Source organism: Stappia sp., assembly GCF_965276915.1.
Classification (GTDB): Bacteria; Pseudomonadota; Alphaproteobacteria; order Rhizobiales; family Stappiaceae; genus Stappia.
Window position 1 is genome coordinate 1,806,891 of the sequence record NZ_OZ255709.1, and the last position, 15,278, is coordinate 1,822,168.

Below are 15,278 nucleotides of genomic sequence, written 5' to 3' on the forward strand. Positions count from 1 at the left end.
GGCCCTGCATCGCGTCTTGCCCGTGCCTGAGTGCGGGGCTAGGGTGCGCATGGATGCAGCAGGTGGTTCTGGACTGCGGGACAGCGCCGGCGACGGGCGGTCTCTGCGTCCCGGACGATCCGTGCATCTGTCTCCGGTTCACTCGTTCTGGCAGTTCGCCCTTGCCGGGGCCGGCTGAAGCCGGGCAGAAGAAGATCAAGGCCGGCCATCGGCCAACGACCCCTGGAGGATGTCGCCGTCGTGAAATATGTGAGTACAAGGGGCGAGGCGCCGGTCCTCGGTTTTGCCGACGTGCTTCTGACCGGCCTTGCCGCCGATGGCGGGCTCTATGTCCCGCAGACCTGGCCGCAGCTTTCGCCGGAGACCATCGCGGGGTTCGCCGGGCGGCCCTATGCCGAGGTCGCACAGGCCGTGATCGCGCCTTTCGTCGGCGACGACATCGCGGCCGACGATCTGTCGCGGATGATCGGCGAGGCCTATGCCGGCTTCCGCCACCCGGCGGTCACTCCCCTTGTCCAGATCGCGCCCGGCCGTTTCGTGCTGGAACTGTTCCACGGTCCGACGCTTGCCTTCAAGGACGTCGCCATGCAGCTTCTCGGCCGGCTGATGGACCACGCGCTCGAACAGCGCGGCCAGCGGGCGACCATCGTCGGCGCCACTTCCGGCGACACGGGCGGCGCGGCGATCGACGCGTTCAGGGGCCGCGAGCGCACCGACGTCTTCATCCTGTTCCCCGACGGGCGTGTGTCCGACGTGCAGCGCCGTCAGATGACCACTCCGGTGGAGGCCAACGTCCATGCGCTGGCGCTTGCCGGCACCTTCGACGACTGCCAGGCGATCGTGAAGGGCATGTTCACCCACGCGGCCTTCCGCGACCGGGTGCAGCTTGCCGGCGTCAACTCCATCAACTGGGCCCGCATCGTCGCCCAGGTGGTCTATTATTTCGTCGCGGGCGCGGCGCTCGGCGCCCCGCATCGCCCGGTCTCCTTCACCGTGCCGACCGGCAATTTCGGCGACATCTTCGCGGGCTTCGTCGCGGCCCGCATGGGCCTGCCGATCGAGCGGCTGGTGATCGCCACCAATTCCAACGACATCCTCGCGCGGACACTGGAAAGCGGCGCTTACGAGACGCGCGGCGTGGTGCCCACCATCTCGCCCTCGATGGACATCCAGATCTCCTCGAATTTCGAGAGGCTCCTGTTCGAGGTCCACGGTCGCGATGCCGGTGAAATCCGGTCGCTGATGGCACGGCTTGCCCAGTCGGGCCGCTTCGAACTTGCAGCCGGTCCGCTCGATGCGATCCGTGCCGGCTTCGATGCCGGCCGCTGCGACGAGGCGGCGACATCCGCCACCATCGCCCGGACGCTGGACGAGACCGGCTACCTGCTCGATCCGCATACCGCGATCGGCGTCGAGGTGGCGGCCCGGCAGGCGGACAGCGGCACCCCGATGGTGGTGCTGGCGACCGCCCATCCGGCGAAGTTTCCCGATGCGGTCGAGGCTGCCTGCGGGGTGCGCCCCGCTCTGCCGCCTGAACTGCAATCCATGATGACGGCGCCGGAACGCTTCGAGCGTGTGGCCGGCGACCGCCAGTCCGTTGAAGACCACGTCCTGCGTCAAGCGCGCGCCGTTGGCCTGGAGGTGTCCTGATGCAGGTAAGGGTGACGAGGCTTGAAAACGGACTGACCGTGGTGACGGACACCATGCCGCATCTGCGGACCGCCGCGCTCGGCGTGTGGATCAGCGCCGGCTCGCGTTCCGAGACGCCGGAACAGAACGGCATCAGTCATCTGCTCGAGCATATGGCGTTCAAGGGCACCGCGACCCGCAGCGCCCAGCAGATCGCCGAGGAGATCGAGGCGGTCGGCGGCGAGCTCAACGCCTCGACCAGCGTCGAGCACACCAACTACTATGCCCGGGTGCTTGCCGAGGATGTGCCGCTGGCGGTGGAGCTGATCGCCGACATCCTGCAGAACTCGAGCTTCGACCCGGCCGAGCTGGTGCGCGAGAAACACGTCATCCTGCAGGAGATCGGCGCCGCCCACGACACGCCGGACGACAAGGTCTTCGACCAGTTCCAGGAAACGGCCTGGCCGCGGCAGCCGATCGGGCGGCCGATCCTGGGAACGCGCGAGACGGTGATGTCCTTCACCCCGGACGACCTGCGGGCCTATCTGGCCGAGCATTACCGGGCCGAGAACATGGTGCTCTCGGCCGCCGGTGCGGTCGACCATGACGCCGTCGTCGAGCTGGCGCGAAATCATCTCGGCCGACTGTCGGGAAAATCGGCGGCGATCCCGCATCCGTCCAGCTATGTCGGTGGCAGTGCCGCGATCGAACGCGACCTGATGGAGGTCCAGCTGGTGCTAGGCTTCGAGGGCAAGCCCTATCGTGCGCCGGACTACTACTCGATCCAGGTGCTGGCTTCGGTGATGGGCGGGGGCATGTCGTCGCGGCTCTTCCAGGAAATCCGCGAGCGGCGCGGCCTTTGCTACGCGATCTATGCATTCCACTGGGCGTTCCAGGACACCGGCCTGTTCGGCATTCACGCCGCGACCGGCGAGGAGGACATTGCCGAACTGTTTCCGGTTCTGGTCGACGAGATCGGCCGGGCCGCGCAGGAGATCACCCAGTCCGACATCGACCGGGCCAAGGCCCAGATCCGCGCCGGCCTGATGATGTCGCTGGAAAGCCCGGCGGCCCGCGCCGGCCAGATCGCCCGTCAGTTGATGATCCACGGCGAGGTGCTCTCGCCGGAGGAGATCCAGGCGCGTGTCGATGCTGTGACGCTTGCAACGGTGCGCAAGGTGGCGGCCGAGACCTTCGCCGGCGCGCCGACGCTTTCGGTCGTGGGTCCGAAGGGGGACAAGTTGCCGCTTGCCCTCGATGCGGATGCGGTCGGTGCCAGGCTCGGCACCCGGCCGGCGCGCGCGGTCGGCGCCTGATCTCGCAAGGAGGCGGCGATGTCGTTGCTCAGGGCTTTCGCCACGACGGAAACGGCCAGGGTCCTGCGCGGCGGCGAGGGGGCGAGCGCCGTGCACCTGCGGGCCCCGCAGCCGCATGACTTTATCGACTGGGCGGCGCTGCGCGAGGAAAGCCGCGCCTTCCTGCAGCCCTGGGAGCCGCAATGGGCCGACGACGAGTTGACCCGCCCGGCCTATCGCCGCCGCCTGCGTCGTTATGCCCGCGAGATCCGCGACGGCCGAGCCTATCCGTTTTTCCTGTTTCGCGAGGAGGACGGGGCGCTGGTAGGCGGGGCGACACTGTCCAATATCCGCCGCGGCGTGGCACAGGCCTGCTCGCTCGGCTACTGGATGGGGGCCGCCCATGCCGGCAAGGGTTACATGAGCGAGGCGGTGCGCGTGCTGCTGTCCTTCGCCTTCGGGGAACTTGCCTTGCACCGGGTCGAGGCGGCGTGCCTGCCTCACAATGCCGCATCGCAGCGTCTCCTTGAAAAAGCCGGTTTCTCCCGCGAAGGCTACGCCCGCCACTACCTGCGGATCGCCGGCAAGTGGGAAGATCATCTTCTTTTCGCCAGGCTTTCAAGCGACATGGCCACAGGCGATATCGTCGCCGATATTCAGCCCCGACAATCTCCGGTCTGGCACGTGCAGGCGGGTTTGCTGGCCGACGAGAAAGAAATCTTGTGAGATGGGACGGATGCCGATATGTGTCCGACACCTCGTGAAAGCCGAATCTGAGCGGGTAAACCGGTTGCGTTTTCTCAACATCCTAGTGCTCGCGCTGACGGCGTGGCTATACGCGCTCGCTCCGGCGGGCGCCATCGAGGCCGTCGAGGTGCCGGCGCGCAGCGACGCCATGGACCTGACCGGCGCGGTCGACCTCTATCCCTTCGAGGGGCCGAGCCTGCAGGTCTCGACCGCGCCCGGCGCCGACGGGATCGTCCGGCGCATCGAGGTGAACTCGCGCGACGATGCCAATACGAGCTGGGCCGTCTTCGCGCTGTCCAATCCCGGTGACGAACAGATCGACCGCCTGATCGTGGCGCCCTTTTTCCAGCTTGTCGGATCGCAGCTGATCTGGCCGGATCTCGGCGCCTCGCGGATCGCCTCGATCACGCCGAGCCAGGGCATCGCCCCGGAGCGCCAGTCGAGCCAGGAGGCGGATGTCTTCCTGATCACGCTCGATCCCGGCGCAGTCGTCACCTATGTGGTCGAGATGCGCACGCCCGGCCTGCCGCAATTGCGGCTGTGGGAGCCGGACGTCTACAAGGACACGGTCAACGCCTACACGCTCTACCGCGGCATCATCCTGGGCATTTCCGGCCTTCTGGCCCTGTTCCTGACCATCCTCTTCGTGGTCAAGGGAACGATCATGTTCCCCGCGACCGCCGTGCTGGCATGGTCGGTTCTGGCCTATCTGACCATCGATTTCGGTTTCTGGAACAAGGTTCTGCAGATCACGCCGGGCGAGGAGCAGCTCTACAGGGCCTGTGCCGAGGTGGCGCTGGCGGCCAGCCTGATCATCTTTCTCTACGCCTACCTGAACCTGAACCGCTGGCATATCCGCTACAGCCACCTGGCCCTGGCGACGCTGATCCTGGTGCTCGGCCTGCTCGGGGTCGCGGTCTGGGACCCCTCGGTCGCCGCCGGCATCGCGCGGATCTCGCTCGGCATCATCGGTGTCCTCGGCTTCGCGGTGATCGCGACGCTCGCCTGGCAGGGCTACGACCGGGCGATCATGCTCGTGCCGACCTGGGTGCTGCTGCTGTCCTGGCTGATCGGCGCGGGCATGACCGTGACGGGCTCGCTTGCCAACGACATCGTCCAGCCGGCGCTTGCCGGCGGGCTGGTCCTGGTGGTGCTGCTGATCGGCTTCACGGTGATGCAACACGCGTTTGCCGGCGGCGCCATCGCGCAAGGACTGATCTCCGACGTCGAGCGCCGCGCCCTCGCGCTCACCGGTTCCGGCGACATCATCTGGGACTGGGACATCGACCGCGACCGGATCTCCACCGGCAATGAGGTGGAGGATCTTCTCGGTCTCAAGCAGGGCCTGCTGGAGGGGCCCGCGCGCGACTGGCTGGACATCCTCCATCCGCAGGACCGCGACACGTTCCGCGGCACGCTCGACGCGGTCATCGACCAGCGCCGGGGCCGTATCTCGCAGGCGTTCCGCCTGCGCGCCGACGACGGCCATTTCCGCTGGTTCCGCCTGCGCGCCCGGCCCATCGTCGGCTCCGACGGCGAGGTGATCCGCTGCGTCGGCACGCTGCTCGACATCACCGACCAGAAGGTGACCGAGGAACGGCTGTTGCACGATGCGGTGCATGACAACCTGACCGGCCTGCCGAACCGCGAATTGTTCATGGACCGCATGCACGCGGCGATCGCCCGGGCGCGCGCTGAAGGGCTCGGCCGCCCGTCGGTGCTGATCATCGATCTCGACAGGTTCAAACAGGTCAACGATTCCATCGGCCTGTCCGCCGGCGACAGCATTCTCCTGACCATTGCCAGGCGCGTGTCGCGCCAGCTCAAGCCGCAGGATTCACTGGCCCGGCTGAACGGCGACACCTACGGCCTCCTGCTCCTGTCCGAACAATCGGCGGACCGCGTCGCGGCCTTTGCCGATGCGGTACGCCGGGCGGTACGCTCGCCGATCACCTTCGGCGAGCGCGAGGTTTTCCTGACTGCTTCCGTCGGCATTGCCATCTACGAGGCCGACAGCACCGGCGCGGCGGACCTGTTGCGCGAAGCCGACATGGCCATGAACCACGCCAAGCGCCTGGGAGGCGACCGGGTCGAGGTCTTCCGTCCGACCCTGCAGACCAGCGGGGTCAACCGCATCGAGCTGGAAGCGGACCTGCGCAAGGCGCTGAAGAGCGACGGCATCACGGTCTATTACCAGCCGATCGTGCGGCTGGCGGATCGGTCCATCGCCGGTTTCGAGGTGCTGGCCCGATGGAACCATCCGCGCCGGGGCGCGATTTCGCCGGTGGAATTCATTCCCGTGGCCGAGCAGTCCGGCCTGATCAACGAGCTCGGCCTGTTCGTGCTCGACCGCGGCGCGCGGCAGCTGTCGGAGTGGCAGCAGTCGTTCCGTCTGCCGGTGCCGCTCTTCGCCAGTGTCAACATCTCGTCCCTGCAGCTGCTGCGCCACGACCTGATCAACGACGTCAAGTCGGTGCTGTCGCGCTCGTCGCTGGCCCCGGGCACGCTGAAGCTGGAGCTGACGGAATCGGTCGTCATGGCCAACCCGGAATATTCCGCCCGGATGCTGGAGCGGCTGAGGGCGCTTGGCGCGGGCCTGTCGCTGGACGATTTCGGCACCGGCTATTCGAGCCTCAGCTACCTGCAGCGCTTCCGCTTCGACACGATCAAGGTCGACCAGTCCTTCGTGCGCTCGAACGGGCGCAGCGCGCGGCCCGTTATCCTGCGCTCCATCGTCGCGCTGGGGCATGACCTGGGCATGCAGGTGGTGGCGGAAGGGGCGGAGACGGAGTCCGATTCGCTCGAACTGCACCAGCTCGGCTGCGAATACGCGCAGGGCTTCCTCTTTGGCCAGCCGATGGAAGCGGTCCAGGCAACGAGGCTTCTGCAGGCGGAAATGGACGCCCTGCGGTCGTAAATTCTACTCCGGCGGCCGTTTGGCGTCGTTTTCTGCGCTTCCGGTGCTCACGTACCTGAATGTACGCTCCGCTCCGGTTCTCGAAAACAATACCATCCGGCACACCGGAGCGAATTTCCGGCCGGGATCCGGCCCGGGACCTGGCAATGTGTCCGTCGAGCGCCGGTGCCGTCCGGCGGGCCTATTTCTTCTTGAAAGGTGCCATGCCCTTGCGCGCCAGTTCATCGGCGCGCTCGTTGTCGTCATGGCCGGCATGGCCCTTGACCCAGTGCCAGACAACCTCGTGCCGGTTTCGCGCCGTGTCGAGCGCCTGCCACAGGTCGGCGTTCTTCACCGGCTTCTTGTCGGCGGTACGCCAGTCGTTGCGCTTCCAGTTGTAGAGCCACTTGGTGATGCCGTCGCGCACATAGGTGCTGTCGGTATGCAGGTCGACCATACAGGGTCGCTTCAAGGCGCTCAGGGCCTCGATCGCGGCGGTCAGCTCCATCCGGTTGTTGGTGGTGTCCGCCGCACCGCCGCAAAGCTCCCGCTCGTTTGCGCCGAAGCGCAGCAGCGCGCCCCAGCCGCCAGGGCCGGGATTGCCCGAGCAGGCACCGTCGGTATGGATGGAAACGCGCTGGGACTTCTCTGCCGTCACGAGACAAGCCCGTAGTCGGAAGCCGTTGCCACGCCCTGGTGGAACCGCAGCTTTCTAAGGTATTCGCGCGGATCCTTCGGCGTCACCAGCGCGCCTTCCGGCACGCGCAGCCAGTCATGCAGCCGGGTCAGCAGGAAGCGCAGCGCCGCGCCGCGCGCCAGCAGCGGCAGCGAGGCGAACTCCTCGTCGGTGAACCCGCGCACGGAGCGGTAACCGTTGAGCAGCGCCCGGGCCTTGGTGACGTTGAAGGAAAGATCCGGCTCGAAACACCAGGCGTTGAGGCAGATCGCCACGTCATAGGCGAAGGCATCGTTGCAGGCGAAGTAGAAGTCGATCAGGCCCGACAGGTCCTCGCCAAGGAAGAACACGTTGTCGGGAAACAAATCGGCATGGATGACGCCGGAGGGCAGGCCCTCCGGCCAGCGGCTTTCCAGATGGTCGAGCTCGGCGGACAGCTCCGCTCCCAGCCCCTCGACGATCGTGTCGGCCTGGTCGAGAGAGCCCTCGAGCAGCGGCCGCCAGTTCTCGACCGAGAGCGTGTTCGGCCGCGTCATCGGGAAATCGGCGCCGGCCAGGTGAAAGCGGGCGAGCGCCTCGCCCAGGGCGGTGCAGTGCTCGCGCTTGGGCCGGCGCACCCACATGCCGTCCAGGAACGAGATGATCGCGGCCGGCCGGCCGGCGAGTTCGCCCAGCATGGAGCCGGAGCGGTCCTCGACCGGCTGCGGGCAGGAGATGCCCCGCGCTGCAAGGTGACGCATCAGCTCGAGGAAGAACGGCAGGTCGCCGCGTTCCACCCGTTTCTCGTAGAGCGTCAGGATGTAGTAGCCCGACTGGGTGTGCAGCAGGTAGTTGGAGTTCTCGACGCCTTCGGCGATGCCCTTCAGCGCGAGAACGCCGCCTATGTCGTATCCGGCGACAAACTCCGCGAGATCCTCGTCGGATACATCGGTGTAAACGGCCATGTCTGCGTCAGTGTCCTTGAAACGTCGAACTGTCCCGGGGCGGGGAGGGACCTCAGGGGGCGAGAGGCGTGCGGCTGTCGGCGAGAATGCGGCCGCCGATGCCGATGAAGCAGACGCCCGCGGCCCGCTCTATCCAGTGCCTGGCACGGGAAAAGCGGCGGATGACGGGCGCCGAAGACATGAACAGGCTGACGAGCGTGTACCAGGTGCCTGCCGATAGCACCACAAGCGCGACCATCGCACCCATTACCCAGTTGGGCATGTCGCCGGTGACGGATGTCGCGAAAACGCTGGTGAACAGCACGATGGCCTTGGGATTGGTCAGCGTCACGAGAAACCCGAAGAGGAGAGGTGTCTTGCCCTGTGCGCCGTCCGCCGTGCCGATCTCGATGGGCGCCGGCCGGGTGAACAGGAGACGGACCCCGAGATAGGCGAGATAGAGGCCGCCGAGAACGCGCAGGGCGAAGGCCAGCCACTGGTATTCGATGAGGATCGCGGAAAGCCCGAGCAGCGACAGGCTCGCATAAAATCCCAGACCTGCCGAAACTCCGAGCGTGGTCAGCAATCCGTGCCGCGTGCCATGGGCCATGGACGAGCGCACCACGGCGATGAAATCGGGGCCCGGCAAGATCAGCGCGGGAATGAAGATCGCGAACACCGCGCCCAGAACGCCCAGCCATTCCATCGTGCGATCCTTTCCGCCGGCCTACTCGGCCGCAGCCTCGCGCAGCGCACGCGGCAGGTTGAAGGAGATGGTTTCCTCGGCCGTACGGACGCTTTCGACGGTGACGTCATAGCGCGTGGCGAAGGCCTCGATGATTTCCTCGACGAGCACTTCCGGTGCCGAGGCGCCGGCGGTGATGCCGAGGCGCTCAAGCGGGCCCAGCTCCGTCCAGGGGATGTCCGTCGCCCGCTGGACGAGAACCGCCCTGGGGCAGCCGGCGCGCTCCGCCACTTCGCGCAGGCGCTGCGAGTTGGACGAGTTGGGTGCCCCCACGACGATCAGCGCGTCGACCTGCGGCGCCACCGCCTTGACCGCTTCCTGGCGGTTGGTGGTGGCGTAGCAGATATCGTCCTTGTGCGGCGCCACGATGTCGGGGAAGCGCTGCGTCAGCACGGCGACGATCTCGGCCGTGTCGTCGACGGACAGCGTCGTCTGGGTGATCCAGGCAAGCGCGCGGTTGCCGGCCGGCTGAAAGCGGCGCGCATCCTCCACGGTCTCCACCAGCTGGACCGACCCCTCCGGCAGTTGCCCCATCGTGCCGATCACTTCCGGGTGGCCGGCATGACCGATCAGGACGATCTCCCTGTCGCGCCGGTGATGGATCTCCGCTTCCTTGTGGACCTTGGAGACCAGCGGGCAGGTGGCGTCGAGATAGAACATGTTGCGTGCCTGCGCGTCCGCCGGCACGGATTTCGGTACGCCATGGGCGGAAAAGACGACCGGCCGGTCGACATGATCGCCGGGGATCTCGTCCAGCTCCTCGACGAAGATGGCGCCCTTGGCCTTCAGGCTTTCCACCACGAACTTGTTGTGGACGATCTCGTGCCGCACATAGACCGGTGCGCCGAAGCGCTCGAGCGAAAGCTCGACGATCTGCACGGCCCGGTCGACGCCGGCGCAGAAGCCGCGCGGCGCGCACAGCATCACGGTGAGCGGCGGCAGCGTGTGCGTCGTCTCGCCGGTATTCGTCTGGGATCTGGTGTTCGCCTGGGATGTCGAAGCCAAGCCCGGGCCTCCTTGCTTGTCCGTATCGCGCCGGCAAATGATGGCCGGCCAGCGTATCGTGCCCCTTACCGGCAATAGAGGTACGGGGGCAGGGTGTGTCAAGGGGCGCGGGGAGGAGCAGGGGAACCTCCGCGCGGGTGCCGCTTTCCGCTTTCCGGCCTTTGTCTCGCCAAGCTGCGATGGCCCTGATATAGACGGGCGCTGGATATGCGCATCGAGACAATCAGAACTGGGAAAGACTGGCATGCAGCAGGCCGAATGGATCCGTCTCTCCGGCAAGGTCGCCACCCTGGCGCTCGGACTGGCCCTTGCAGGCTGCGGCGGCGGCGACGTTTCGGATGTCGGCAACGGCATCGCCAAGACGGTGATTTCCGGCAATATGGCGGACAAGTCCGTTGTCGATGACATCAATCCGTCGATCTTCGCCAAGGACGTTCCCTGTCCGCCGCTCGAGGTCGAGGCCGGCCGCTATTTCGTCATGCATTACCAGCGCGGCAAGGATGACGATCCGCGCGCGCTTCTCTATCAGGCGAGCCTGGAGAAGTGGGCTCGCCGTTGCCGGCGCGAGGGCGCAGAGGTGAAGATGACGCTCGGCGTGTCCGGGCGCGTGACGCCGGGGCCCGCCTTCCAGGGGGGCGAGATCTTCCTGCCGATCCGTGTGACCTACCGCAATCTCGACGAGGACAACGCCAGGGCCAAGCCCGAGACGCGCGTCCTCACCGTGCCCGTCACGCTCGGCGCCGGAGCGCCCGCCGAACAATGGGCTCTCGTGGAGGAAAACTTCGTTGTTCCCCAGGGTCCTTCCATCAAGGTTCAGATTGCGCTGGACGAGAACGCGAAACGGCGGCAATAGGGAGGTGTGTTGACAGTCCGGCACGGGCTGTCGACAATGCGACGCGAGGTTAGGATTTTTGGTGGCGTAGACGTTGTGCGCCACCGACGGGGCTGGACTGACGGATTGTCGTTCCCGCCCCGTCCAGACGAACTGCGGGAGAGGTCGATGCCACGGGCGTCGGCGCCGAAGGAGCAACCGCCCCGGAAACTCTCAGGCAAAAGGACCGCAGGTCGAGCAACGCTCTGGAAAGCAGGATGACGCATCGCAAGATGCGTGCGTCCTCACCGAAGGAGTAACCGCCTTTCTACTGGGGGCGCCGGCCACGGGCCGCGCGCCGGGCGGGAAATCTCTCAGGTCGTCAGGACAGAGGGGGTGCGTGGATACGAAACGTGTTCGCGTCACCAGACCCTCTAGAGCCAGGACGACCGCAATGGCCGATGCCGACACGCTTCTCTCGACACCGCTGACAGACCTGCACCGCGAACTGGGCGCCCGCCTCGTGCCGTTCGCCGGCTACGAGATGCCGGTGCAGTTTCCCGCCGGCATCATCGCGGAGCACACCCAGACCCGCGAGAAGGCGGGCCTGTTCGATGTCTCGCACATGGGCCAGGCCTTTCTCGTCGGACCGGACCACGAGACGACGGCACGGGCGCTGGAGACGATGGTTCCCTCCGATGTGGCGGGCCTGAAGCCCGGCCGCCAGCGCTACACGGTGCTGCTCAATGCCGATGGCGGCATTGTCGACGACCTGATGGTGACCCGCCCGCTGGGTGCGGAAAACGACGGCCGCCTCTATCTGGTCGTCAACGCCTCGCGCAAGGATGTCGACTACGCCACGATCGCCGCCGGCCTGCCGGCGAATGTCCGTCTCGAGCCGATCGGGGACCGCGCGCTGGTGGCGCTGCAGGGACCGATGGCCGCCGAGGTGATGGCCTCGCACGCGCCGGCCGCCGCCGACCTTGCCTTCATGGGCGCGGCCGAGATGGAGTTCGACGGCATCGCGGTGCATGTCTCGCGCTCCGGCTATACGGGCGAGGACGGCTACGAGATTTCGGTACCCGCCGGTGCGGCCGAGCCGCTCGCCCGGGCGCTGCTTGCCGACGAGCGCGTCGGCCCGGTCGGTCTGGGCGCCCGCGATTCGCTTCGCCTCGAGGCCGGGCTTTGCCTTTACGGCCACGACCTCGACGAGACGACTTCGCCGGTCGAGGGCGGCATCACCTTCGTGCTGCAGAAGCGGCGCAAGGAAGCAGGCGATTTTCCCGGCGCGGCGCGCATTCTTTCGGAACTCGACAAGGGCGCAAGGCGCATGCGCGTCGGCCTGACGCTTGCCGGGCGTGCCCCGGCGCGCGAGGGGGCGGAAATCCGCTCGTCCGACGGCCCGGTGATCGGCGTGCTGACCTCCGGCGGCTTTGCACCGACGCTCGGTGCTCCGATTGCCATGGGCTATGTCGATGCCGCCCATGCGGCCGTCGGCACGCCGGTGAAGCTTGTCGTGCGCGGCCGCGAACTCGACGCCGAGGTGGCCGCCATGCCCTTCGTCCAGCAGCGCTATTACCGCAAGCCGGCCGCCTGAGCGCCGGCATCCACCACTTTGCATTGACCTGAACCGGCCACAATAACGGCCCTTCCGGAGGACCAGAAAGACATGAGCACCCGTTACACCGAAGATCACGAGTGGATCACCGTCGACGGCGATATCGCCACCGTCGGCATCACCACCTATGCCCAGGAGCAGCTCGGCGATGTCGTTTTCGTCGAACTGCCCGAGGTCGGCCGCAAGGTGTCGAAGGGCGACGAGGCGGCTGTCGTGGAGAGCGTCAAGGCCGCATCCGAGGTCTATGCGCCGCTCGACGGCGAGATCGTCGAGGCCAATGACGCGCTGGCCGACGCACCGGGCAAGGTCAACGAGGACCCGGAAGGGTCGGCCTGGTTCGTCCGGATCCGGCTTTCTGACGCCGGGCAGCTCGAAGGCCTGATGGACGAAGCCGCCTACAAGGCTCATGTCGAAGGGCTCTGAGCGCCATGGCGAAGCACCTCTACCGGGCCGACGTGATCTGGCGATGTGACGGCGATTTCGCCGCCAATGCCTACAGCCGCGGCCATGACTGGTCCTTTGACGGAGGCGTCACCGTGCCGGCCTCGGCCTCGCCGAGTGTCGTGCCCCTGCCGCATTCCGTCGAGGCGGCGGTCGACCCGGAAGAGGCCTTCGTCGCCGCCATCTCCTCCTGCCACATGCTGTGGTTCCTCGACCTTGCCCGCCGCGACGGCCTTGTCGTGGACAGCTATCGCGACCGGGCCGAAGGCGTCATGGAGCGGGTCGCCCCCGGCAAGATGGCCGTGACCCGCGTTACGCTGCGCCCGCAGGTCGTGCTCGCCGGCAACACCCTCCCGGATGCCGGACGGCTCGATGCCCTGCATCATCAGGCCCACGAGGCCTGCTTCATCGCCAATTCCGTGAAAAGCGAGATCGTGGTCGAGGCCTCCCCCGCCACGCTTGCCGACAACAGTGGCGATAGAAGCTCATGATTGAACTGTTGGGAGCCTCCATCGGGGCGTTCGGTTTAGGGGCGATCTTCCAATCGTTCGTGCAGCATTGGCTGCAGAGCAAGAAATATGCTCGGGAAAGAGACTACAACGAGAAGAAGGAAGCCTATCTCGGATTTCTGAGTTCCATTGCAGAATCTGAAATAGATCCATCTTCAAAGAATTCAATAATGTCAGGAAATTGGATCAGTAGATGTAACCTGTTTGGGTCTGAAAATGTGAGGGCGCTACTGTCCAGATATTTGGAAACAAACCCTGTTTCTGGCGTGCCCCATGAAGATCGCCCTGAGGTAATGCGGAAGCTGATTCAAGAAATGAGAGACGATCTCAAGAGGACCTGAAATGCGCTATCTGCCGCTCTCCGATGCCGACCGCGCCGACATGCTGGCGCGGGTCGGGATCTCCGACATCGACGAGATCTTCGTCGACGTCCCGAAATCCGCCCGCATCGACGGGCTGCTCGACCTGCCGCGCCGCCAGGGCGAGTTTGCCGTTGAGCGCGACATGAGCCGCATGGCGGCGAAGAACGTTGCCGCCTCCTCGGTGCCCTTCTTCGTCGGCGCCGGCGCCCACAAGCACCATGTGCCGGCCAGCGTCGACCACCTGATCCAGCGCTCCGAGTTTCTCACCTCCTACACGCCCTACCAGCCCGAGGTGACGCAGGGCACGCTGCAGTACCTCTTCGAGTTCCAGACCCAGGTCGCCGCGCTGACCGGCATGGAGGTCGCCAACGCCTCCATGTATGACGGCTCCACTGGCACCGCCGAGGCGGTGCTGATGGCGCACCGGGTGACGCGCCGCAACAAGGCGGTGCTCTCCGGCGGGCTGCATCCCCACTACCGGCAGGTTGTCGAGGGGCTGAGCTCCATGGCGGGCGACCGGGTCGAGGCGCTCGGCGCCGATCCGGCCGGCACCGAGGACATTCTCGCCGCCATCGACGACGAGACCTCCTGCGTCGTCGTCCAGTCGCCGTCGGTCTACGGGCACCTGATCGATCTCAGGCCGATCGCCGAAAAGGCCCATGCCCACGGGGCGCTGCTCATTGCCGTCTTCACCGAGGTGGTGTCGCTCGGCCTGGTCGAATCGCCGGGCGCGCAAGGCGCCGACATCGTCGTCGGCGAGGGCCAGTCGATCGGCAACGGCCTCAATTTCGGCGGGCCTTACGTCGGTCTTTTCGCCACCAAGCAGAAGTTCATCCGCCAGATGCCGGGCCGGCTGTGCGGCGAGACGGTCGATTCCAACGGCAAGCGCGGTTTCGTGCTGACGCTGTCGACCCGCGAGCAGCACATCCGCCGCGACAAGGCGACCTCCAACATCTGCACCAATTCAGGGCTTTGCTGCCTCGCCTTCACCATCCACATGACGCTTCTGGGCGGCAATGGCCTGGCGAAGCTCGCCCGCATCAACCACGCCAACGCGGTGAAGCTGAAGGCGATGCTCGAGACCGTGCCGGGCGTCTCGGTGGTCAACGACACGTTCTTCAACGAGTTCACCGTGAAGCTGCCGGGAGCGGCCGACGGCGTTGTCGAGGCACTGGCGGACAAGGGCGTTCTCGGCGGCGTGCCCGTGTCGCGCCTTGAGCCGGGCAAGGGCGATCTGGAAAACCTGCTCCTCGTTGCCGCGAGCGAGGTCAATTCCGACGAGGACCGCGCGGCCTTCGTCGCGGCGCTGAAGGAGGTGCTGGCATGAATACTCGATGGCACTCCTGCTTCGAGAAAATGAACGAAGCGCTAGATACAATGCTGTCCTTTGATGTGCCTGCGAAAAGTAATATAGCGCATGCATATAGGGAGATATTGGTTCTTGTTAGAAATGATTTTCCAGATTCATGTTTGGACGCGTATGATTATTATGTGAGTTTGATAAATAAATATAAGAGAAATGATGTTAGGGGAGGGATTAATTTTGACAGCGTGAGGAATTCGTCTCTCGCGGAGATATCTGCGGCTTTCGTTGAACTCTATCGATGCGTCGCTATAGCAT

The 15,278-nt window shown here is 66.0% G+C and carries 14 protein-coding genes and 1 riboswitch; of the genes, 10 read left to right on the plus strand and 4 right to left on the minus strand.

The annotated features are described in order from the left end of the window. The first annotated feature begins 240 nt into the window (after window positions 1-240). The 4 genes from thrC to ACQY46_RS08490 are packed head-to-tail and all read left to right on the plus strand — an operon-like array spanning window position 241 to window position 6,588. Window positions 241-1,650 (plus strand): threonine synthase, encoded by a 1,410-nt coding sequence (gene thrC, locus ACQY46_RS08475; protein ID WP_428699809.1) that lies wholly within the window; start codon window positions 241-243, stop codon window positions 1,648-1,650. Further along, window positions 1,650-2,945, plus strand: a complete 1,296-nt coding sequence (locus ACQY46_RS08480; protein ID WP_428699810.1) for a M16 family metallopeptidase — start codon at window positions 1,650-1,652, stop codon at window positions 2,943-2,945. The genes thrC and ACQY46_RS08480 overlap by 1 nt, the downstream gene beginning before the upstream one ends. 18 nt (window positions 2,946-2,963) lie before the next feature. Further along, complete coding sequence (locus ACQY46_RS08485; RefSeq protein ID WP_428699811.1) at window positions 2,964-3,650, plus strand: GNAT family N-acetyltransferase; 687 nt, start codon at window positions 2,964-2,966, stop codon at window positions 3,648-3,650. Window positions 3,651-3,660: 10 nt separating this feature from the next. Next, window positions 3,661-6,588 (plus strand): EAL domain-containing protein, encoded by a 2,928-nt coding sequence (locus ACQY46_RS08490; protein ID WP_428699812.1) that lies wholly within the window; start codon window positions 3,661-3,663, stop codon window positions 6,586-6,588. Between the two features lie 181 nt (window positions 6,589-6,769). Here the strand turns inward: ACQY46_RS08490 and rnhA are convergent, their stop codons facing one another. From rnhA to ispH, 4 genes are read right to left on the minus strand one after another with little or no spacing between them, the layout of a single operon-like run. Continuing rightward, a complete protein-coding gene (gene rnhA, locus ACQY46_RS08495; RefSeq protein WP_428699813.1) occupies window positions 6,770-7,225 on the minus strand; it encodes a ribonuclease HI in 456 nt (151 codons plus the stop codon). Next, on the minus strand, window positions 7,222-8,187 hold the full coding sequence (gene thrB, locus ACQY46_RS08500) for a homoserine kinase (RefSeq protein WP_428699814.1): 966 nt from the start codon (window positions 8,185-8,187) through the stop codon (window positions 7,222-7,224). The genes rnhA and thrB overlap by 4 nt, the downstream gene beginning before the upstream one ends. A 52-nt stretch (window positions 8,188-8,239) precedes the next feature. Then, window positions 8,240-8,872 (minus strand): LysE family translocator, encoded by a 633-nt coding sequence (locus ACQY46_RS08505; RefSeq protein ID WP_428699815.1) that lies wholly within the window; start codon window positions 8,870-8,872, stop codon window positions 8,240-8,242. Between the two features lie 21 nt (window positions 8,873-8,893). Next, the gene (ispH, locus tag ACQY46_RS08510; RefSeq protein ID WP_428700444.1) at window positions 8,894-9,853 is read right to left on the minus strand and encodes a 4-hydroxy-3-methylbut-2-enyl diphosphate reductase; all 960 of its coding nucleotides are present in this window, start codon (window positions 9,851-9,853) and stop codon (window positions 8,894-8,896) included. Between the two features lie 307 nt (window positions 9,854-10,160). Between ispH and ACQY46_RS08515 the strand changes: the two genes are divergently transcribed. From ACQY46_RS08515 to gcvPA, 6 genes are all read left to right on the plus strand, one after another. After that, complete coding sequence (locus tag ACQY46_RS08515; RefSeq protein WP_428699816.1) at window positions 10,161-10,769, plus strand: hypothetical protein; 609 nt, start codon at window positions 10,161-10,163, stop codon at window positions 10,767-10,769. A 125-nt stretch (window positions 10,770-10,894) separates the two neighbouring features. Then, window positions 10,895-10,987: riboswitch (glycine riboswitch) on the plus strand. 194 nt (window positions 10,988-11,181) lie between these two features. Next, a complete protein-coding gene (gcvT, locus tag ACQY46_RS08520) occupies window positions 11,182-12,324 on the plus strand; it encodes a glycine cleavage system aminomethyltransferase GcvT (protein WP_428699817.1) in 1,143 nt (380 codons plus the stop codon). 72 nt (window positions 12,325-12,396) lie between these two features. After that, the gene (gene gcvH / locus ACQY46_RS08525; RefSeq protein ID WP_428699818.1) at window positions 12,397-12,768 is read left to right on the plus strand and encodes a glycine cleavage system protein GcvH; all 372 of its coding nucleotides are present in this window, start codon (window positions 12,397-12,399) and stop codon (window positions 12,766-12,768) included. Window positions 12,769-12,773: 5 nt separating this feature from the next. Next, entirely contained in the window at window positions 12,774-13,277 is a 504-nt protein-coding gene (locus ACQY46_RS08530) for an OsmC family protein (RefSeq protein ID WP_428699819.1), read from the plus strand. Continuing rightward, window positions 13,274-13,636 (plus strand): hypothetical protein, encoded by a 363-nt coding sequence (locus tag ACQY46_RS08535; protein WP_428699820.1) that lies wholly within the window; start codon window positions 13,274-13,276, stop codon window positions 13,634-13,636. Before ACQY46_RS08530 ends, ACQY46_RS08535 begins: the two co-directional genes overlap by 4 nt. 1 nt (window position 13,637) lies before the next feature. Then, window positions 13,638-14,984: an aminomethyl-transferring glycine dehydrogenase subunit GcvPA gene (gene gcvPA / locus ACQY46_RS08540; RefSeq protein ID WP_428699821.1), complete on the plus strand. Its 1,347-nt coding sequence runs from the start codon at window positions 13,638-13,640 to the stop codon at window positions 14,982-14,984. Window positions 14,985-15,278: the final 294 nt, after the last annotated feature.

Coding starts and splice junctions, on each gene's coding strand:
- ACQY46_RS08480 (WP_428699810.1), top strand. CDS start 1,650: ATGCAGGTAAGGGTGACGAGGCTTGAAAACGGACTGACCGTGGTGACG.
- ACQY46_RS08485 (WP_428699811.1), top strand. CDS start 2,964: ATGTCGTTGCTCAGGGCTTTCGCCACGACGGAAACGGCCAGGGTCCTG.
- ACQY46_RS08490 (WP_428699812.1), top strand. CDS start 3,661: ATGCCGATATGTGTCCGACACCTCGTGAAAGCCGAATCTGAGCGGGTA.
- thrB (WP_428699814.1), bottom strand. CDS start 8,187: ATGGCCGTTTACACCGATGTATCCGACGAGGATCTCGCGGAGTTTGTC.
- ACQY46_RS08505 (WP_428699815.1), bottom strand. CDS start 8,872: ATGGAATGGCTGGGCGTTCTGGGCGCGGTGTTCGCGATCTTCATTCCC.
- ACQY46_RS08515 (WP_428699816.1), top strand. CDS start 10,161: ATGCAGCAGGCCGAATGGATCCGTCTCTCCGGCAAGGTCGCCACCCTG.
- gcvT (WP_428699817.1), top strand. CDS start 11,182: ATGGCCGATGCCGACACGCTTCTCTCGACACCGCTGACAGACCTGCAC.
- gcvH (WP_428699818.1), top strand. CDS start 12,397: ATGAGCACCCGTTACACCGAAGATCACGAGTGGATCACCGTCGACGGC.
- ACQY46_RS08530 (WP_428699819.1), top strand. CDS start 12,774: ATGGCGAAGCACCTCTACCGGGCCGACGTGATCTGGCGATGTGACGGC.
- ACQY46_RS08535 (WP_428699820.1), top strand. CDS start 13,274: ATGATTGAACTGTTGGGAGCCTCCATCGGGGCGTTCGGTTTAGGGGCG.
- gcvPA (WP_428699821.1), top strand. CDS start 13,638: ATGCGCTATCTGCCGCTCTCCGATGCCGACCGCGCCGACATGCTGGCG.